Here is an 18949-nt window from a genome sequence, read left to right as displayed (position 1 = left end):
GGACTCGCGCAGTCTGGCCGGTCCCTCTTCCATAAGGCACAATCGGCACAATTGGTGTATAGCAGGTAGTGTCGGTAGGAAAGCAGCGATGGGAAGGATGACGGTATGGTAGGTGGCATACCCAAGTATGTGACGGTAGGCAACCGTTTACGAAGCCGGTTGCGGGGCATGGCTGTAGGGGAACAGTTGCCCTCCGAAGCTGAGCTATGCGAAGAATATAAGGTGAGCCGTATTACGCTACGGCGGGCGATTGACGACATTATTCGAGAGGGCCAAGTGGTGCGCTCGCAAGGTAAAGGCACTTTTAAGGCTGAAAATACTGCCGCTGCCCGCGAGGTTATCAATAGCCAGATTAAGGGCTTTTACCGCCAGCAAGTAGACCAAGGTCGGCAGGTGCGCACCCGGGTGGTGGCGAGCGAAGTGGTCCACGATCCCCTTATTGCGCGCATGTTGGGCATTGACCCTAGTTTTGGTATTGTCCGCTTAGAGCGCCTGCGCTATGTGAACGAGCACCTGCAACAGCATGTGGTGACGTTCTTAAGCCTGGAACGCTTCCCCGAGGTCTTGCAGCAAGATTTTTCCGATGGTTCGCTCTATGAGTTTTTACAAAAAGAATACGGTGTGCGTCTGGAGCGAGACGAAGTGGTAGTTCGGGTGGAGACTGTAGAGGGGAAAGTCTCCCGCTACTTTGAGGTGGAGGCTGGCACGCCTGTCCTCGCTATGGATTCAACTGTTTATGATTCCGATAATCGTGTAATTTGCTACGGAGAGGCTCTTCATCCACCAAACCATAGCGAGATTAAGTTCGTTATTAACAATCCCACCGTGCGCGTTGAGGAAACAGCCCAGTAGCGCTAGTGGGGTCCAAGATTTGGTCATATCTTGGCGTTCTGTCTTGCGGGGCACTACGATAGATGTTAAGGCAATGTGCCGCTGCGGCTGGTCTGGCCGCCGTAGCCCTAGAGAAAGTTGGGCATTATGGCAATAGGAAGAAAAGAACGCGAGCCGTTTGCGCTGGAGCATGCGAGTGTGGCCACTGGCAATGCCGACGGTAAGATTTTGCATGACACCACGATTGTGGTTGGCTCCGATGGGCGCATTGAGCAGATTTCACCTTCTGCCAAGGCCTTTGTGCCGGCGGGCTACCATCATATTGATGCCAGCGGTAAAGTTGTGGCACCGGGTCTGATCAATGCCCACACCCATCTCTTTGCTGAGGGTAAGCTCATTCAGGGCAAGGACGCTAGCCCGCGGCAAGAAAAGGCTGCGCTGGCACTGATTCATAGCCCGCTGGGCAAGGCTTATTTGGCTGCCAAGGTGCGCTCAAACGTGAAGGCTTTGCTGAACTCGGGCGTTACTACGATTCGTTCCTTGGGAGACGCTGGCTACGAAATGGTGGCCCTGCGAGACAAGGTTGATTCCGACGATGTGTTGGGGCCTCGCATCTTAGCTTCTGGACCTATGCTGGCGATTCCCGGGGGTCACGGCGACCCTTATATCGCCTTGTCTTCCTCTACTCCCGAGCAGGCTCGGCTCAACGCGCGCATTAACTTGGAACATGGCGTGAATGCTATCAAGATAGCGGCTACTGGCGGCGTGACTGACGCGAAAGAAGTGGGCGTGGCAGGCACTCCTCAGATGGACGAGGAATCGATGGCGGCCATCTGCGAAGAAGCGCACGAGGCTGGCGTTATCGTGGCTGCGCATGCCCAGAGCGCTGCTGGCGTGCGTGCGGCTCTCAAGGCTGGCGTAGACACGATTGAGCACGGAAGCCCTATGGATGAGGAACTGGTGGAACTTTATCGCCACAATCCTCGCGCCCTGCGCGGCTTCTCGGGGCTGAACTCCACGCTTTCGGCCTGCCTGCCGTTGGTTAAGGTGAGCCAAGAGGAGTTGGGCATTAGCGACATTATTCGCGCTAACTCTGAGCAAGTGACTTCCGGCATGGTGCAGGGCGCTCGCGATGGCCACAAATACGGGATTAGCGAGGGCGTGGGCACCGATACGGGTATGACGCTGGTGACGCAATACAACACTTGGCGCGAGTTAGATTTGATGGTGCGTTACGCTGGCTTTACGCCTGCCGAGGCCTTCCATGCTGCCACTCAGGTGAACGCGAAGAATCTGGGTGTCGACGACGTTACCGGTTCCATCGCCATTGGTAAAGATGCAGATTTGATTGTGCTTGACGGCGATCCGGCCCAAGACCTGCGCGTTCTTGAACATCCGAATCTGGTTATCGCTCGCGGTTGGCCAGTCTGGCGTCCTAAGGTCAAGCATATTGCAGAAGTTGACCGTTTGGTTGAGACTTTCTAAGCCTTGCTCTCAACGTTGTTGATATAGTTCCGGCCTGCAAGAAATATGCCTCTCGCAGGCCTGAATTATATGTGAGCGCTTGTAGCAAGTTTGCGCCAGCTTATGCGTGGTTTTCGGCCATGACTCCCACGAGCGCATGGGGCAGGTAAGGCTCTTCCAGCCAAGCGCAATCCTCAGGGCTCAAGACCAGTTCGGTGGCATCAACGGCACCCTGCACGTGCGTGGGCTTGGTCATGCCCACTACTGGCGAGCTCACCTTGCTCATGAGCCAAGCCAGCGACACCTGAGTCATGCTCACACCCAAGCGCTGGGCCAGCTGCTCAACGCGCTCGATGATGACCCGGTCTTGGTCCTGGGTGCGGTCATATTTAGAGCGGGCGTAAGCGTCTTCTTGCAGGCGCTTGGACGATTCGCCGCTCTTACGAGACAATCGACCGGCCGCCAGAGCGCTGTAAGGGGTCAGGGCAATGTTGTCTTGCTTGCACAGGGGCACCATCTCGCGCTCTTCCTCGCGGAAAATCAGATTGTAATGCCCTTGGATAGATACGAAACGGGGGAATCCTTCGGCTCCGGCCAGCGCGTTCATCTTGGCCAGCTGCCAGGCGTAGCAGTTAGAAATGCCAATATAGCGGGCTTTTCCCGCGCGCACTACGCTGTCGAGTCCGGCTAAGATCTCTTCCATGGGCGTGCGATAATCCCACATGTGATAGATGTATAAGTCCACATAATCCATGCCTAGATTACTTAAGCTGAGATCGAGGGAGCGGCGAATGTGCTCGCTGCCCGAGACGCCGGCGGCAATGTCCTCGTCGGTGCGCGGCAGGAATTTGGTGGCCACTACCACGTCTTCTCGCCGGGCAAAGTCTTTGAGTGCTCTGCCCAAGTAGCGCTCGCTGGAGCCGCCCTGGTAGGCGATTGCAGTGTCAAAGAAGTTGATGCCGGCCTCTAATCCCTGCTTGATAATGGCGCGCGAGTCCTCTTCGCCCAAGGTCCAATGATGCTGCCCGGCTTGTGAATCTCCAAAGCCCATGCACCCCATGCAGGCCCGAGAAACAGTGAGCTCCGACGCTCCCAACTTGGTATATTTCACAGCAACCCCTCACACCCTTGCCGCCCCCAGCAAACTGTTGACGTGCCCAAACTAATACGGTAAGACTGAGACTAATACTTCAAGCAACTTGAAGAGCAAATCAGTTGGATTGCACGCCGGCTCGTGTGTGGCGGCAAGCGTGGCAGGCAAGGAAGAAGCGGAATTGAATACAGGCGAGCGTGAGCAAGTAGTGGGGAGGATGGCGCCTTCTCCTACGGGGCGGATGCATTTGGGGAATGCTTATGCAGCGCTGGCGGCTTGGTTGGGGGCTCGCTCTGCTGGCGGGCAGGTGCGGCTGCGGATTGAGGATATTGATACGCCTCGCGTGGTGGCTGATGCTGACCGGTGGATTCAAGACGATTTAGCTTGGTTGGGCTTGGACTGGGACGGGCCGGTTGTTTATCAATCCGAGCGTCAAGACCTTTACCGGCAAGCTTTCGCCGGGCTTAGAGAGCAGTATTTGCCCGCAGCTAGCGGGGGTGATTCCGGGGCTCAGCAGGCACTTATCTATCCCTGCTTCTGCTCGCGGGCTGACATTCGCGCGGCTTCGGCTCCCAACGAGGGCGATGGTTTCCTTGTATATCCGGGCACGTGCAGGCATCTTCCACAGGCTCAGGCTTTCGATCAAGTAGAGGCGGGCGCTCGTCACGCTTGGCGTATCGCGGTGCCCAGCGGAGGGCAGCCGGGCTCTGTTTGTGCTTTTATCGATCAAATATTTGGGCCGCAAAGTTACGATTTGCCGAGGCAAGTGGGCGATGTGGTGGTCTTGCGCTCCGACGGCATTATGGCTTACCAGCTGGCGGTGGCCGTCGACGACTTTGATATGGGCATCACTCAGGTGGTGCGTGGGCGTGATTTGCTGCGCTCTACCGCCATTCAGCTGTGGATTCGCGAGCATTTGGGCGCTTCCGAACCGGTTGAGTGGGCCCATTTACCTTTGGTTGATGCTGCTGATGGCCGCCGACTTTCCAAGCGCTACGGTTCGCTAGATTTGGGCAATTTGCGGCAGGCGGGCGTGGCTCCAGAGCAGATTTTGGGCTTGTGCGCTTGGTTCTTGGGGCTCCAAAATGGGCCAGAGCAGGTTGATCTGGAAACCCTGCTGGAGGCTTTTAGCTGGGAATCGCTCGCCAAGAACCGCGAGGACAAGGTGCTGACTGCAGATGGGTGGTGGTCGCTCTAAGCGAGGTTGAGGGCCGCGCTTAAGCTGGTGCCTATGGTTGCGTATATGGAGCACAAGAATCTGGCCAATGAGCATATCTCAAGCGAGCGGGCTCAGGAGATTACTGATGGGGTCCGCAGGGTTCAGGACCAGCTTGCGCAGGCTGAGGCGGCGGCTGGGCGTTCCGAAGGTTCGGTGCGCTTGCTGGCGGCCACAAAAACTCGTGATGTGGGCGAGATTGCGGCGGCCCTGGATGCGGGCGTGCGTCTGATAGGGGAGAACCGGCCCCAGGAAGTAGTGGCGAAGTTTGAGGGTTTGGCCCGGCAGTGTGCCCAGCGCAACTTAATTATTGGTGATTGGGTAGACGATAAGCCAGTTCCGGGATCCCTCTCGTGCGTAGGTTTTCACCTGATTGGGCAGCTTCAGTCCAACAAAATCGGCAAAGTAATCCCGTATACGGACACCATCGAATCAGTTGACAGTCTCGAATTAGCGCAGAAAATAGCCCGTCGTGCTCTCGCTCAGGGGAAAACGACTGGAGTTCTTCTTGAGGTCAACGAGTCGGGCGAGGAGGCCAAGTCGGGTTGTGCGCCTGAGCAGGCAGCGGATGTGGCCTATCAAATAGGGGAACTTGAGGGGCTGAGCTTGCGCGGTCTCATGACTGTGGGCGCTCATGTTAACGAAGAGCGGGTCATTCGCGCTGGTTTCTCTCACTTGCGCGAGCTGCGAGATGAGATTCAATCCTCGCGGCAGTCCGGCACTGCCAACTGCCATGAGCTCTCGATGGGCATGTCGCAGGACTTGGCCTATGCCGTGGCTGAGGGCTCAACAATAGTGCGGGTGGGCACTGCCATCTTCGGTGAGCGTGCTTTTATGTAGGCTCCCAAAATTATGGTTCCGCATGGTTCTGCGTGGGCGCAAATAGGACTAGACTGGAGTCATGAGAATAGCACGATTTTCACTCAACAATACCCCTCACTATGCCTTCGTGCAGAAGGATGAAGCGAGCGGTAAAGACTTTCTCGTGGAGTTGGACGGCTACCCGCTGGGCGGTCAGCAGGTGCAGCCCACTGGCCAACGCTACGCCCTTGATGCCGAAGGTGTGCGCCTCCTAGCCCCGGTCCTTCCCTCTAAAATCTATGGTTTGGCTTTCAATTATCGCGATCACACGGTGGAGTTTGCTAACCAGCATCCCGACATCCCCCAGCAGCCGCTGAGCGAGATGAACGTCTTTATGAAGCCGTCGACTGCCGTGATTGGCCCCGACGATCCGATTGTTTATCCCTCTGCTAGCCACGACTTGGAATACGAGCCGGAGCTCGTGGTTATCATGGGTCGCGTGGCGAAGAATGTGAGTGCAGAAAACGCCATGGACTATGTCTTGGGCTTTACCTGCGGCAACGACGTATCTATGCGCGATTTCCAGCACGACGATCCCATGTGGACTAGGGCTAAGGGCTTCGACACTTCCTGCCCGCTTGGCCCGTGGATTGAGACTGATCTCAACTATTCTGATGCTCGCATTTCCTTTAAGCTCAACGGCCAAGAGATTGAGGACGCTGGCGGCACGACTGCCAATCTGATTAACGACATTCCACGCCAGATTGCCTTCATCTCCAGCTTTGCAACCCTGCTGCCGGGCGACGCTATCATGACTGGTTCGCCGCACAAGTCCGGCCAGATGCACCCGCGTGATGAAGCCATTGTTCACATCGACGGCATCGGTGACTTGCGCAATGTGATTGTGGCTGAGTAAGGGGCGCACAGGCGGTCCAGATTAGGGGCTTAAGGCAGGGAATGCACAGCGCGTTCTCTGCCTTTTTTATGCCTACTCAAAACTTGAGCCAAAAAGACTCAAGTTTGGGAATAATGCTCCTTGCTGCCAGGTTGAGCCTTATAGACAAGACAAGAAAGCCCTGTGTTTACAAGGAATGCGGGGCTCAGAGAGTGGAGGAAGCATGGAACAGAACTTTACAACCATGGCTCAAGAGGCTTTGGGAGACGCTATTCAATCCGCATCGGCGGCAGGCAATCCGCAGGTTGATACCCTGCATTTGTTGGACTCGTTGCTTCGCCAGCAGTCGGGCGTGGTGCCGGGCTTGTTGCAGGCAGCTGGAGCGGACCCGCAGGCCATAAGTGCTGGCGTGCGCAATGCTTTAGTGGCCCTGCCCTCGGCTTCGGGTTCGAGCGCAGCGCAACCCTCGGCCAGCCGTCAACTCAGCCAGGTGCTATCGCGGGCCGAGCAGGAAATGCGTCAGATGGGCGATGAATACGTCTCAACCGAGCACTTGCTCATTGCCATTGCAGATGTGGATTCGCAGGCGGCCAGCATCTTGAAACAGGCCGGCGCTACTGCCGATGCCTTGCGCAAGGCCACGCCGCAAGTGCGCGGAGGGGCGAAAGTCACGAGCCCCGACGCTGAGGGCACATATAAGGCTCTGGAGAAGTATTCTACCGACTTGACTGCTCGGGCCAAGGACGGCAAACTCGACCCGGTAATAGGGCGCGACGGCGAAATTCGTAGGGTTATCCAGATTCTTTCGCGGCGCACCAAGAACAATCCGGTCTTGATTGGCGAGCCTGGCGTGGGTAAAACGGCCGTGGTAGAAGGCCTGGCCCAGCGCATTGTGGCGGGAGATGTGCCCGCTGGCTTGGAGGGCAAGAAGCTCATTTCGCTAGACCTGTCGTCGATGGTGGCTGGATCTAAGTATCGTGGCGAGTTCGAGGAGCGCCTGAAGGCAGTCTTGAACGAGATTAAGTCGGCAAACGGGCAGATTATCACCTTCATTGATGAGATTCATACGATAGTTGGTGCGGGCGCTTCCGAGGGCTCGATGGACGCGGGTAATATGCTTAAGCCCATGCTGGCTCGCGGTGAACTGCGGCTCATTGGCGCTACCACCTTGGATGAGTATCGCGAAAATATCGAGAAGGATCCGGCCCTTGAGCGGCGCTTCCAGCAAGTGTTTGTGGGGGAGCCCTCAGTTGAGGATACTGTAGCTATCCTACGCGGCTTGAAGCAGCGCTACGAAGCCCACCATAAGGTAACTATCGGCGATGATGCACTCGTGGCTGCGGCCACCCTCTCCAACCGTTACATTACCGGTCGGCAGCTGCCAGATAAGGCCATTGACTTAGTCGACGAAGCAGCGGCCCACCTGCGTATGGAACTAGACTCGCAGCCCGAGGAAATCGACGAATTGCAGCGCAAGGTCACCCGCCTTGAAATGGAAGAAATGCAGCTCAAGAAGGCAGACGATCCCGCCTCGCAGGACCGACTGAGCAAGTTGCAAGCAGAGCTGGCTGATACGCGCGAGAAGTTGAGCGGACTCAAGGCCCGCTGGGATCAGGAGAAGGCCGGTCACAACAAGGTCGGCGACCTGCGTGCCCAGTTGGATGCCAAGCGAGTTGAAGCTGATAAAGCCACCCGCGAGGGAGACTTGGAGAAGGCTTCGCGCATTCTCTACGGAGAGATTCCAACGATTCGTAAGCAATTGGCTGAGGCGGAAAACGAGGCTGACAAGGCTTCGGAAGGTTCTGAGCCGAGCGGGGCAGCGCAAGGTGCAAATCCGGCAGTTGGCTCCGCGCAAGAGCCGATGGTGCCCGACCATGTGGATGCCGATTCAGTGGCAGAAATTGTCTCTGACTGGACTGGTATTCCCGTCGGCCGCCTCATGCAGGGTGAAAACGAGAAGCTCCTCAACATGGAAGCCTACTTAGGCCAGCGGGTGATTGGGCAGAAGGAAGCCATTCGCGCGGTTTCGGACGCGGTCCGGCGCTCGCGTGCAGGCATCTCAGACCCCGACAGACCCACAGGCTCCTTCATGTTCTTAGGGCCCACCGGCGTTGGTAAGACTGAGCTTGCTAAGGCATTGGCTGACTTCCTCTTTGACGACGAGAAGGCCATGGTCCGCATCGACATGTCAGAATACATGGAGAAGGCTTCGGTTTCGCGGCTCATCGGCGCAGCTCCCGGCTACGTCGGCTACGAAGAGGGCGGTCAGCTCACCGAGGCTGTGCGGCGCAGGCCCTACTCTGTGGTGCTCTTTGACGAGGTTGAGAAGGCCAATCCGGAAGTGTTTGACATTCTCTTGCAGGTGCTTGACGACGGGCGGTTGACCGACGGTCAAGGCAGGACCGTGGACTTTAAGAACACGATTCTGATTATGACCTCGAACTTGGGCTCGCAGTTCTTAGTGAACGACGAGATGGATGAGGAAGCTAAGCGCAAGGCCGTTATGGACACGGTTCACGCCTCCTTCAAGCCCGAGTTTTTGAACCGCTTGGATGATTTGATTATCTTCCAGCCGCTCACCCGCGAGGAGCTGGGCAGTATTGTTGATATCCAAGTCAAGCAGGTGGCTGGTCGCCTAACCGACCGCCGTATCACGCTCGACGTGACCGACTCGGCCCGCGAATGGTTGGCCAATATGGGCTACGATCCGGCCTACGGTGCCCGCCCCTTGCGCCGCTTGGTACAAACCGAAGTGGGCGATCAGCTGGCGCGCATGCTCCTAGCTGGCAGTGTTCACGACGGCGACACGGTTCTAGTGGACCAGACCGGCGGCGAGCACTTGGAACTCACCGCTTGGCCTACCGACAAGTTGGTTGACGATGTGTCAATCGATGGAGACTCTGCTAGCGAGTCTGGTCAGGTAGGTCAGGGCGACCAAGGTTCTCAGCCTTTTGGGTTGCAGAATCCGTCTGGGTCTCAGGACTGACCGCGAATTGGTGACCACCGTCTGCAATCACTTGTGGGCGGTGGGCTGCCAAAGTGGGCAGCTCTTCGGGCTGCGCGAGCGAGAGAGTATTCCAATGCTTGCGCAGCCTCTTGTGCTGCTTGAGGCGGCGAATGTTGAGCATCGAAATAATCGTAGCCATGGCCGTTGCAACAGGAGCGATAATTGGGTTGAGCATCCACCCAAAGAGCGGATAGGTCAAGCCAGTTGCTAGAGCAATGGCCACAATGTTGTAAACGTATCCCCAGCTCAGATTCTGATTGATGGTGCGCTTGGCTGCGCGGGCTAACTCAATTGCTTGACCAATGCCGTCAATATTTCCGGTCTGGAGCACCAAATCCCGGCTGCCCCAATCGCTGGTTTGCTCTTGTGTAATGGTTTCGGGGCCGCTGGTAAGGGCTTGAGCCGCATCGCTTATATCGATGTGAACCTGTGCTGTGGACTGGGCCTGCGCTTCCGCTCCCTGGTAAGAGGCGAATGCAACCAAGCCCGATGCGTTCTCTTGTATGGGCTTTTGGCTTGCTTCCATGCCCACGGCCTGATGCAAATCGTAGATAAAGCGCTCCACCCAGCGTGCTTTGCGCTCGCTGTCGACACCGGTCAGCAGGAAATCGACACCTGCCCGTCGGGCTGACTGCTCGACGCTGTCGCCACCATTGCTGGATTCTAGAACTATGCTCGTTATGCTCATGGCGCGTAGGTGGGTGCTGGTCCGCGCTAACTGGACGCAGGTGCTTTCGTTGGCGTCGGCATTATTGCTGGCTTTGAGTAGTGATTCGTCGATAGTTACGCTCGTGGTGTCGGCTAAGTGGCCCATCGCTCGCGGCGAAGTGAAGAGCATGCCGTGATTGAGACCAGCGCTCAAAGCGGCCCGGAAGGCGAGCGGGATGGCGAGAGCGAGGGCTGTGGGGCAGGCGATAATGAGAACGCTAGCAGCGTTGGCCACGGCATGCGCCAGCCGGGGTTGAGGCCCCACGAGCAGCCAAAGCATAAAAGTCCAGACAGCCACAATCATCACCACCGGCTCAGCCCTAGCTATCAGCATGTCGACCTGGCGCTGGGCAGATGAAGGGGTAAAAACGGCGCGGGTAATCAGCTGAGCCAAGCTCCCTGCAGTGTTGACATTGTGTGCATTGCTGCTGCCATCGTTTTCTATGCGGCCGGAAAAAATGGTGAGCCGGGCGCTCTGCTCGCTCGTCTGCGCAAACAGTGCGAGCGTGGTAATAACGCCGATAACGTCGAAGTAGGGCTGGCGGGAGCCTTCGGGCAAGAGGCTGGGGAAGGCGCAGGCAGCCAGGCTGTATGCGTATGCGAGGGCCACAGCGATGGTAACCAGGGTGCCTATGCTGGTCTGGTGGGCTTTCAGTCGATTCCAGCTGTCTGCATAAATGGGGCGGCCGCAGTAAAAAACGGCAGGTGTTATGAGAATGGCTTGGATCCAAGGACTGGTGAGCCAAGTGGGGAGGAAATCGGGGGCTAGCCTGGCGCACACATCGACGATTAAGACGGGCGCGCTCAGGATTGCTGCGATGAGAGTGAGTCGGCGGCTGTGCTGGCGTTGGGCTTGCAGGGCTGTTGACCGCTCTCGTGGACTGGCTTCTTGCTCGCTGTTATTGCTACCGAGATTGGCCGCAGAATCTGAGCTGTCGGCTTGGTAGGTGATGGGGTTTTGCTTGTTGGTTGTTGAAGCAGAACGCTCGCTGTCTGGACTATCGGGCTCCTCCTTGCGCAGAGTAGGCAAGAGGAAATACCATACGATGAACCATGTGAGCGCGGCGGCTACGAGGATGTCACCTACCGCCAGAAAGATGTCAATTCCCACAGGGCCTCCTCAAGGCAGCGCAAACAACTGGGCAGGTTGCCCCGCTGAGTCATATTAGATTCCTTCCTTTCTATTGTCTCCTATTTTTGGCCTGCGCGCACGATTTGTATTCATTCATTCGCGGAACGTGCGAATTGCTGACTGTTACCGAGTCCAGCTCGTGTGGTTGACTAGAACATATGTTCGACGCTTTATCTATGATTATCCTGCTCCTCGCGGTCATCTGTGCCCTGGCGATTGGCGGTTTTGTGGGCCTTCGTATGGGTCAAGTTCGTGGGCGCGAAGCCTTGAGAGATGCGCAAAATCGGGCTAATCAAGAAGCCGACGCTCAGGTGGCAGACCTGCGGGCTCAAATGGCGCAGGCTCATGAGCGGGTGGCTCAGTATCGGGCCCAGTTCGAGGGGGCTAGTGAGCAGCTCTCATTTGTGAAGTCGCAGCTGGCTCAAGCCCAGCAGGCTGAGCAGGTGCGCTTGGCACGGGAGCGCGAATTGGCTCAGCAGCGCGAGGAAGAAAAGCGCCAAGAGCAGGCCAAGGCCTTGCAAGAGCAGAGTAAGGTGCTCAGCGCTTTGGCTCCGGTTCAGAAGAACTTAGATGCTTTACAACATAAGGTCTCTCAGATTGAAGAGGGTCGCAAGCAAGAGATGGGCGCTCTCGGCCAGCAGTTGAAGAGTTTGGGCGAGCAGCAGGGCCGTTTGGATAAGGAGACAAGTTCCCTAGCTTCTGCCCTGCGCAACAACAAGGTCCGCGGTGCTTGGGGCGAGGCTCAGCTCAAAAATATCGTCGAATCTGCGGGGCTTTTGGAGCATGTTGACTTTGACACTCAGGTGGTTGTAACCGCTTCCGACGGGCGGGTACTGCGGCCAGACATGGTGGTGCACCTGCCTGGTGGCAAGACCATTCCTATCGATGCCAAGGCACCATTCTCTGATTATCAGCGTGCCTGCGATATTCCAGAGACCGCCTCCGAAGAGGAATTGGCCCGCAAGCAGGAGCTGCTCAAGTCTCACGCGAAGGCCCTGCGCGACCACGTCAAAGCCTTGGCAGACAAGGAATACTGGAACGCTTTCGAGACTGCGCCAGACTTCGTAGTTGCGTTCATTCCCAGCGAGTCCTTGCTGCAAGCTGCCTTGGAGGCAGATCCTTCTTTGATGGACGACGCTTTCGCGCAAAAGGTAGCTTTGACTTCGCCAGTCACATTGTGGGCTGTCTTAAAGTCGGTAGCTTACGCCTGGCAGCAGCAGAGTCTGACCGACGACGCTAAGCGACTCTTCACCTTGAGCCGTGAACTCTACGAGCGTTTCGTTACTTTGGGCGAGAGGGCTAACAAGCTCGGCTCTTCCATCAGTCGCACGGTCAAGGCATACAACCAGTTCGCCACCACCCTAGAATCGCGAGTTCTAGTCACAGCCCGCAAACTCCAAAATCTAGACCCCTCCAAGGTCATAGACCCAGTAGAAATCCTAGACTCCGACCAATCCGACATCAAAGAGCTGACCTCACCCGAGACTCAGTCAGAGTTCAACTCAGAACTCCCCACCCTCAGCCTCTAATTCCCCAGCAAGTGTGCTTTGCTGCCACAACGCAGAGCACACTTCGCCTGGCCAATACATATCATCGAGTCGGTGTTGAGTTGCTATCGGGGCTCAGTACATGGGAATCTGCTTCCAGCTGTATTTGGTGCGTCTGTTTTGGTCTTAGAGACCTTTGCTCTTGGCGGTTGATGCACTGTTTATACCGCGAACCATTTGCTCGAAGTCGGAGAGCTGGGCTGGGTCTATATCGTTGAATTTCTTCAACTCTTCTCTTGCTTTCTGGTCGGCCTGCGCCCGCGACCTACTGCCCTTGCCTTGGAGGATTGCCCCTCCTGTTAGCCCTATGTATTGGTTTACTAGTTCGACGCATTCGGCCATGGTGGTAGTTTGCATGTTTTCGATGCGTGATTCAATCATGTCTAGGAAGCCAGAGGAAAGACGGTTGAGCCGGTCGAGTTCCTTGTCATCTAGGTAGTTTTTAGCAATTGTCACGTCCGAGGAGTGGATGCGGCCTTCCGGAGAGCCTTTCCAAGTAGTCAATCCCATGTGAGGCTTATTCGCGTCGGCGCGGCTTTCGATGATTTCCGGTGCTGTCTTGCCTGTCGCTGCGAAGTGGAAGCGGTTTTGCACTTCCATGTAAAACTCCTTGGTGATGCGACTATCTTTGTCGTAGTCCACGCTTATCTCTTGGAAGACTTCGCAAATTTTCGCGTAGAAGCGTTTCTCGCTGGCACGAATATCGCGGACACGACTCAGCAGCTCGTCGAAGTAGTCCTTGCCGAAAGGCCGGCCGTTCTTGAGCATGTCGTCGTTGAGCACGAATCCCTTGACGATGTACTCCTTGAGCGTGGCCGTGGCCCACTGGCGGAACTTGGTGGCCTGTTTGCTGTTAACTCGGTAGCCCACGGCGATGATAGCATCGAGATTGTAGAAGGAGATAGGCCGTGAAACCGTTCTGCTGCCTTCGTTTTGAACTATTTCCATTTTGGAAACTGTTGCCTTTTCGTCAAGCTCACCATCGGCAAAAATGTTCGACAAGTGTTTCGAGATGACAGGCACGTTCACGCCAAATAGTCCAGCGATGTTCTTTTGCGGCATCCAGAATGTTTCGTTCCAGTAGGTGACTTGGGCCGGTACGTTGTTTCCGTCCTGCTGGTACAACACTACTCGGGCTTGCGGCTGCTCCGATAAGTCATCGCTCATTTTTTCTCCTCGTATGGCCCTAGCTCTCAATCGAGGAGCCTTTGGTTTCAATAGCTTGTGCGCAGTCTCAGTCCCTCAAGCATAATTATACAAGTTCGAACCGCTTTCGGCTGTGATATTTGGCGGTAAATAGCGTGCCTCGTCCGTTGCTGCGATACGCTTGGAGTATGGGTTTTGAGCATGATGATACGAATACAGACGACCGAGCTTTTCGCTTGACTGGAAGCGGGGAGCTGGGCGGGCAGCGCGCGTCTGGCGGGCAGGAGATGCTGGAGCCGCGAGAGCAGCTGCGCGGGCTCCTAGCGCGTGAGATTGACGGGCGAGCTTTTGCTGAGTTGGCGGGCGTGAGCTTCGACCACCGGGGAGCTGAACTAGCTGGGCATGTATTGCTCGATACTTTGGAAGAGGCGGGCTACTCTACCGACGACTTCGATGCAGTCGGGGCGCTGACTGCTGCTGCCGTGCCGCTGGCCGGCGCTATGCTCCACGCCGCTGCCTCGCGCGGGCAAGACCTCGACGCATTCGTGATGGACTTCGTTTATCCCAGCATTAAGGGGCCTTCCATAGAAGGCAAGCGGGTTATCTTGCTCGATGCTTGGCTGAGCGAAAAGTCCTATGTGCAAACCTCTTCGCTAGTCACCTTGCGCAATGGAAACGAGCTAAGTTTGGATTGCGGTATCGTAAGCCGTCAGGGCGCTAGCGTCGTAGCTATAGCCTCGCTAGTGGGAGGCGTCGGCAAGTCTGCGTCTGATTTCGAATCTGCGTCTGATTCCGATGCTGAGTCCGCAGAGCAAACTGCCCCAAATGCAGCCCAAGCTTTGTCCGAAGGTGCGCTCCACGCTGCGGTCGAAGTCATCGACCCCATCGATAACACCGAGCAAACCCTACCCTTTATCTGCGCCTACGACGAGGAGCTCTTCGCTCCAGCTTCAACTAGCGAGGGTGAGTCTCATGACTAAGCCCAATCCGATTACGCAGGCAGCTATGGAGTCGGGCGAGCCGGTCTTTCGCCAAGTGGGAGTAGGTCCTTGGGCCCAGGAGCACCCCGGCGAATCTAGGCCAGACGATGCTGACTCACCCAACTATGATCCCAGACTCGACCCCCAGCTCCTCGACGAGGGCGACCGTCGTAACGTACTCGACCGCTACCGCTACTGGCGGGTGGAGGCCATCCGCATCGACTTAGATATACGCGGGCGCCACGGCTTCGAGGTGGCTGTCGAAAACTGGACTCACGACTTCAACATCGGCTCTATGGTGCGCTCGGCCAACGCTTTCGGTGCGGGCCACGTCTACATTGTTGGGCCTCACAAGTGGAACCGCAAGGGTTCACTTATGACCGAGCTCTACCAGCACGTAGACCACTATCCCTCCATCGAGTCGCTGGTTACGGCTTGGAAGCAGGAGCGCATTCACGAGGCCCACAGCTTCGCTCTCCAAGCGCAAGATGCGAGTGACCCGCTCCAGCGCGACTACCTGCTCTCCATGAACCAAGTGGCCGCCCAAGCCAAGGTCATCGCCTTAGACATTATCCCCGGCGCAGTGCCGATTGAGACTTATACCTTCCCGGATCGCTGCCTGCTGCTCTTTGGCGCGGAGGGGCCGGGGCTGTCTGAGAAGGCGCTCGACCTGGCCGACGAGGTGGTCTACATCTCGCAGTTTGGCTCGGTGCGCTCTATCAACGCCGGTGCCGCCGCCGCAGTAGCTATGCATTCATGGGTTGCCCAACACTTGCGGGGTTGAGGGCTGGAATCTGGCTTTATGGCTCTTTTTGAGCGTGACTGGCCGCTGGCGAACTTCGGTTTTGGGGTTGTCTGTTTTTGCTTGCCTTGTGGCGGGCGATTGGCTTGTGCTGAGCTCTGATAGCCGTCGCCTACAAGTCCAAACTGTTACTTTTCAATGAGTGGTGGCCCTGTTCCGCTTGAGGACTATGCTCCCGGAAGTCGCGAACTTTCGGCCACTGAAACCCCGAAAATGGCCGAAAATTCGCGTTTCGGCCAAGAAGTCGCGAAATTTGTGCCATAAAACGCGAAAAAGTGGCCGAATGTTCGCGAATTGGCGAAAGTATCGCGAGCTTTTGGCCGTTAGAGCTGGTGAGTGGCTGGAAACTCGCAACCTAGGCAGATGATGAGGTACTTTGGAAAGTGATGTTGCTGTGTCTGCTACCAGCTTCACACATGTGTGACCCGCCAAAAACTATCCGCCCGTATTTTTACTTCAGCTGAACTCTTAGTATTGACTCTTATTACATATAATGCGCGTTTTCTGAGGTTTTAGCCTGATTGCGATTTAACGTCAACAAACTATTGAGGGCCGTCTTCATGAATGATTATGAAGACGGCCCTTTTGTTTATACATACTGTTTGTGGAGCTGAGGGTAGTCGAAACCCCGACCTCTTCGATGCGAACGAAGCGCTCTACCAACTGAGCTACAGCCCCGAATCGTTGCCCGACCGTAGCCGAGCAACTTAGCTACTTTAGCGCGACCGCAGGTCAAACGCAAAACTTGGGGAGGGTTAGCGCTCGCTCTGCTCCGACTCGGCTGCAAGCGGGGTAGGTTCGGCCTCGGCTGCCGTCTTCTTTTTGCCAAACTTGGCCTTGAACAAGCCGATTACGGTGGGCAAGACCGAAACCAGCAGGATCAGCACGATAACGAGCTCGAAATGATCCTGCACGGCCGGAATGCCACCGAAGAAGTAGCCCAAAAGGGTGAAGAGCGTAGACCAGACTAGGCCGCCCAAGATAGAGAAGGGCGTGAAGCGAGACCAGCGCATGCCCGAGATGCCGGAGATGAAGGGCATAAAGGTACGGATGAAGGGGAAGAAGCGGCCCAGGAACACAGCTAGCGGGCCCCATTTTTCAATCATGCCTTCGGTTTTGGCCACGCGCTCGGGAGTCATGGCCTTGACTTTGCCGGAGCGGATGATGGCACGGCCGAAATAGTGGCCGATGAAATAGTTGCTCTGGTCGCCCAAGATAGGCGCAATCCACACTATGGGCAGCAAAATATCGAGCCCCATGCCAGACTTGGGATCGTGGGCAAAGACACCTGCCGCGAAGAGCAGCGAATCGCCGGGCAGGAAGGGCATGAACACTACGCCCGTTTCGACGAAGATAATCAGGAAAATAAACGCGTACGTTGGCACTAGGCCCATAGCAATCCAAGAGGCAATGGCCGAGCGAGGATCCTTCAATAATCCGATAATCCAATTGATAAAGCCCATAGGTGGCAAATCCCATCATCTAGCGAGCGCAGACACATCAAACCCTATCAACCATAGCAAGCCGGGCAGCGAAGTGGGCAGGCGTGCTCAGACCCGTGCGAAGGGCACACAAGTCGGGCGCAATTGGGCTGCGAGAAGCGGCGCGAGAAGAGGGGTGCGGCTGGCCCTACACCCAGCTGGGGAGCCACATGTGGACTAGCCAGAAGCCGTACGGCACAGGGATAGCGGTCCAAATGGGGTAGAAGAAGAGGGAGACTGCGCCGATAAGGCTGAGGGTGATGGTGCAGGTGCGGCGGTAGCTGCGGGCGGCCATGTTGTCTTTGAGCCAGGCGGCCAGATAGCAGATAGCGAGAATCATCCATGGCAGGATGACGATGGCGTAGAAGGTGAAGGTGGTGCGGTGTAGGTATTGGGCCCAAGGCAGCCAGCCAGCCAAGAGACCAGCTCCGACGGCTAGGAAGCGCCAGTCGCCGCGGCGGAAGATGCAAGCGATAATGATTCCCAATATGAGACTGATTGAGCCCAGCCACCACAGAATCGGGTTGCCCAAAGAGGTGACCGAAGCGATGCAAGAGGAGCCGGGCGCTAGCTTGCACAAGCCCGGATGGTCGGGCAGTTTTTCCCAGTAGAAGGAGGTGGGGCGAATTTGCAGGGGCCAGGTGAGCGGGTTGGCCATGTAGGGGTGGGGCGAGTCGAGGGTGGTGTGGAATTGCCACATTTGCTGGTGGTATTCCACGAAGGAGCGCAGGCTTCCAGGCAGCCAAGTCAGGCCCTCGCCCGGGTTGCGCTCGGCCCAATTGCGCAGGTAGGAATCGGGGTGGATAAACCAGCCAAGCCAAGTGGCCATGTAGCTCGCGGCCCAAGCGGGGAGCATGTAAGCGGCGGCCGGCAGACCGTCTTTGAACACTGCGGCGAGGAGCCAGGCGCGGTAGCCGGCTTCGTGGCGTTCGTAAGCATCCCAGAGCACGGAAATCAGGGCGAATACTGCGAAGAAATATGTGCCCGACCATTTAGTACCGGTAGCTAAACCCAGCAATACCGCGGCTGCCAGCCTCCACCAAGACCAGGCAATGAAGGGGCCGGAGGAGTCGAGCACGAGGCGGGTCTGCCCTCGTTTGCGGCCCAAGCGGCGGGTAGTGACTGCAAAATTGGCGGCGCGCGAGTGGATGTCTTGCTGGTAGGAGCTGCGTAGGCGCTCTTGGGCCCAGTCGCGGTGGGCCAGCAGGCAGGCGAAGGCGGCTAGGGCAAAAATCATGATGAAATTGTCGAGTAAACCCGTGCGGCTCATGGAAATACCCAGGCCGTCGACCGCCATGAGGAAGCCTGCTGCCAAGGCCAAGGGCAGGTTCTTAAAGAGGCGCAAGGCCACCCGGCATAAGAGGAGCACGGCTATAGTGCCCGCCAGAGCGGTTGCAGCCCGCCAAGCGAAGGGGTTGCCCGCGCCGCCGAAGAGCTTCAAACCCAAGGCGATGCACCACTTGCCCATGGGCGGATGCACCACGTATTCGGCGCTAGAAAGCCACAAATCCGTTTGGCCAGAGGCAAACAGTTGGTCGATGGGAGTTTTGGCGGCCCCCACTTTTTCGGGCCAATCGCGCGGCTCGCCGGTCATGAGCATGGTCCAAGCGTCTTTAACGTAATAGGTTTCGTCGAAAACCACAGCTCGCGGGGAGCCAAGGCGGGCGAAGCGCAGGATCGCGGCGAACACGGCCATAAGCAGGGAGCCGAGCCAGCCTTTCGCGCGGGGGCTCAGGCGGGCAAGCTGCGCGCGCACACGGCTCCTGGCGGTTCCCAATGCCCGGCCGGAGCTATGTTGCAAGGATCTTAGCTTCACCATACTCATCATCTCTAGGTTAAGCGATAC

General features: G+C 56.9%; 14 protein-coding genes and 1 tRNA gene. 9 read left to right on the top strand and 6 right to left on the bottom strand.

Annotation, left to right across the window (positions count from 1 at the left end):
• Positions 1 to 105 precede the first annotated feature (105 nt).
• Both R8377_RS07130 and R8377_RS07125 read left to right on the top strand, forming a co-directional pair.
• Entirely contained in the window at positions 106 to 852 is a 747-nt protein-coding gene (locus tag R8377_RS07130) for a GntR family transcriptional regulator (RefSeq protein WP_317642808.1), read from the top strand.
• 126 nt (positions 853 to 978) lie between these two features.
• Positions 979 to 2316: an amidohydrolase family protein gene (locus R8377_RS07125; protein WP_317642807.1), complete on the top strand. Its 1338-nt coding sequence runs from the start codon at positions 979 to 981 to the stop codon at positions 2314 to 2316.
• 100 nt (positions 2317 to 2416) lie between these two features.
• Here the strand turns inward: R8377_RS07125 and R8377_RS07120 are convergent, their stop codons facing one another.
• Positions 2417 to 3406, bottom strand: coding sequence for an aldo/keto reductase (locus tag R8377_RS07120; RefSeq protein ID WP_317642806.1), 990 nt, complete (start codon positions 3404 to 3406; stop codon positions 2417 to 2419).
• Between the two features lie 139 nt (positions 3407 to 3545).
• On the opposite strand from R8377_RS07120, the gene gluQRS reads away from it, so the two are divergent.
• The 4 genes from gluQRS to clpB all read left to right on the top strand — a co-directional run bounded on the left by gluQRS (position 3546) and on the right by clpB (position 9286).
• Positions 3546 to 4586 carry a tRNA glutamyl-Q(34) synthetase GluQRS gene (gluQRS, locus tag R8377_RS07115; RefSeq protein ID WP_317642805.1) on the top strand — a complete coding sequence of 347 codons (1041 nt, stop codon included), beginning with the start codon at positions 3546 to 3548 and terminating at the stop codon, positions 4584 to 4586.
• Between the two features lie 33 nt (positions 4587 to 4619).
• Positions 4620 to 5444, top strand: coding sequence for a YggS family pyridoxal phosphate-dependent enzyme (locus R8377_RS07110; protein WP_317642804.1), 825 nt, complete (start codon positions 4620 to 4622; stop codon positions 5442 to 5444).
• Between the two features lie 61 nt (positions 5445 to 5505).
• Entirely contained in the window at positions 5506 to 6321 is an 816-nt protein-coding gene (locus R8377_RS07105; protein WP_317642803.1) for a fumarylacetoacetate hydrolase family protein, read from the top strand.
• 202 nt (positions 6322 to 6523) lie between these two features.
• A complete protein-coding gene (gene clpB, locus R8377_RS07100) occupies positions 6524 to 9286 on the top strand; it encodes an ATP-dependent chaperone ClpB (protein ID WP_317642802.1) in 2763 nt (920 codons plus the stop codon).
• Here clpB and R8377_RS07095 read toward each other — a convergent pair.
• The gene (locus R8377_RS07095; RefSeq protein ID WP_317642801.1) at positions 9204 to 11126 is read right to left on the bottom strand and encodes an HAD family hydrolase; all 1923 of its coding nucleotides are present in this window, start codon (positions 11124 to 11126) and stop codon (positions 9204 to 9206) included. The genes clpB and R8377_RS07095 overlap by 83 nt on opposite strands.
• A gap of 179 nt (positions 11127 to 11305) precedes the next feature.
• Between R8377_RS07095 and R8377_RS07090 the strand changes: the two genes are divergently transcribed.
• Complete coding sequence (locus tag R8377_RS07090; protein ID WP_317642800.1) at positions 11306 to 12676, top strand: DNA recombination protein RmuC; 1371 nt, start codon at positions 11306 to 11308, stop codon at positions 12674 to 12676.
• 144 nt (positions 12677 to 12820) lie between these two features.
• On the opposite strand, the gene R8377_RS07085 is transcribed toward R8377_RS07090, so the two are convergent.
• Entirely contained in the window at positions 12821 to 13861 is a 1041-nt protein-coding gene (locus tag R8377_RS07085) for a virulence RhuM family protein (RefSeq protein ID WP_317642799.1), read from the bottom strand.
• 167 nt (positions 13862 to 14028) lie between these two features.
• Here R8377_RS07085 and R8377_RS07080 point away from each other — a divergent pair, with 167 nt between their 5' ends.
• Both R8377_RS07080 and R8377_RS07075 read left to right on the top strand, forming a co-directional pair.
• Positions 14029 to 14820, top strand: a complete 792-nt coding sequence (locus R8377_RS07080; RefSeq protein WP_317642798.1) for a type I phosphoribosyltransferase — start codon at positions 14029 to 14031, stop codon at positions 14818 to 14820.
• Positions 14813 to 15604: a TrmH family RNA methyltransferase gene (locus R8377_RS07075; RefSeq protein WP_317642797.1), complete on the top strand. Its 792-nt coding sequence runs from the start codon at positions 14813 to 14815 to the stop codon at positions 15602 to 15604. The genes R8377_RS07080 and R8377_RS07075 overlap by 8 nt, the downstream gene beginning before the upstream one ends.
• A gap of 623 nt (positions 15605 to 16227) precedes the next feature.
• On the opposite strand, the gene R8377_RS07070 is transcribed toward R8377_RS07075, so the two are convergent.
• The 3 genes from R8377_RS07070 to R8377_RS07060 form a co-directional block, all read right to left on the bottom strand.
• Positions 16228 to 16300, bottom strand: a tRNA-Ala gene (locus R8377_RS07070).
• Between the two features lie 77 nt (positions 16301 to 16377).
• A complete protein-coding gene (locus R8377_RS07065) occupies positions 16378 to 17085 on the bottom strand; it encodes a VTT domain-containing protein (RefSeq protein ID WP_317642796.1) in 708 nt (235 codons plus the stop codon).
• 166 nt (positions 17086 to 17251) lie between these two features.
• Positions 17252 to 18922 (bottom strand): dolichyl-phosphate-mannose--protein mannosyltransferase, encoded by a 1671-nt coding sequence (locus tag R8377_RS07060; protein ID WP_425604998.1) that lies wholly within the window; start codon positions 18920 to 18922, stop codon positions 17252 to 17254.
• Positions 18923 to 18949: the final 27 nt, after the last annotated feature.

The sequence above is a fragment of the Bombiscardovia apis genome (assembly GCF_033095945.1).
GTDB classification, from domain to species: Bacteria; Actinomycetota; Actinomycetes; order Actinomycetales; family Bifidobacteriaceae; genus Bombiscardovia; species Bombiscardovia apis.
Note: the sequence above shows the minus strand (reverse complement) of the source record. Positions and strands in the feature narration are given on the sequence as shown.

Excerpts from the sequence above, each read along its gene's own strand:
- R8377_RS07130 (WP_317642808.1), top strand. The coding sequence starts at position 106 with ATGGTAGGTGGCATACCCAAGTATGTGACGGTAGGCAACCGTTTACGA.
- R8377_RS07125 (WP_317642807.1), top strand. The coding sequence starts at position 979 with ATGGCAATAGGAAGAAAAGAACGCGAGCCGTTTGCGCTGGAGCATGCG.
- R8377_RS07110 (WP_317642804.1), top strand. The coding sequence starts at position 4,620 with ATGGTTGCGTATATGGAGCACAAGAATCTGGCCAATGAGCATATCTCA.
- R8377_RS07105 (WP_317642803.1), top strand. The coding sequence starts at position 5,506 with ATGAGAATAGCACGATTTTCACTCAACAATACCCCTCACTATGCCTTC.
- clpB (WP_317642802.1), top strand. The coding sequence starts at position 6,524 with ATGGAACAGAACTTTACAACCATGGCTCAAGAGGCTTTGGGAGACGCT.
- R8377_RS07090 (WP_317642800.1), top strand. The coding sequence starts at position 11,306 with ATGTTCGACGCTTTATCTATGATTATCCTGCTCCTCGCGGTCATCTGT.
- R8377_RS07085 (WP_317642799.1), bottom strand. The coding sequence starts at position 13,861 with ATGAGCGATGACTTATCGGAGCAGCCGCAAGCCCGAGTAGTGTTGTAC.
- R8377_RS07080 (WP_317642798.1), top strand. The coding sequence starts at position 14,029 with ATGGGTTTTGAGCATGATGATACGAATACAGACGACCGAGCTTTTCGC.
- R8377_RS07075 (WP_317642797.1), top strand. The coding sequence starts at position 14,813 with ATGACTAAGCCCAATCCGATTACGCAGGCAGCTATGGAGTCGGGCGAG.
- R8377_RS07065 (WP_317642796.1), bottom strand. The coding sequence starts at position 17,085 with ATGGGCTTTATCAATTGGATTATCGGATTATTGAAGGATCCTCGCTCG.
- R8377_RS07060 (WP_425604998.1), bottom strand. The coding sequence starts at position 18,922 with ATGGTGAAGCTAAGATCCTTGCAACATAGCTCCGGCCGGGCATTGGGA.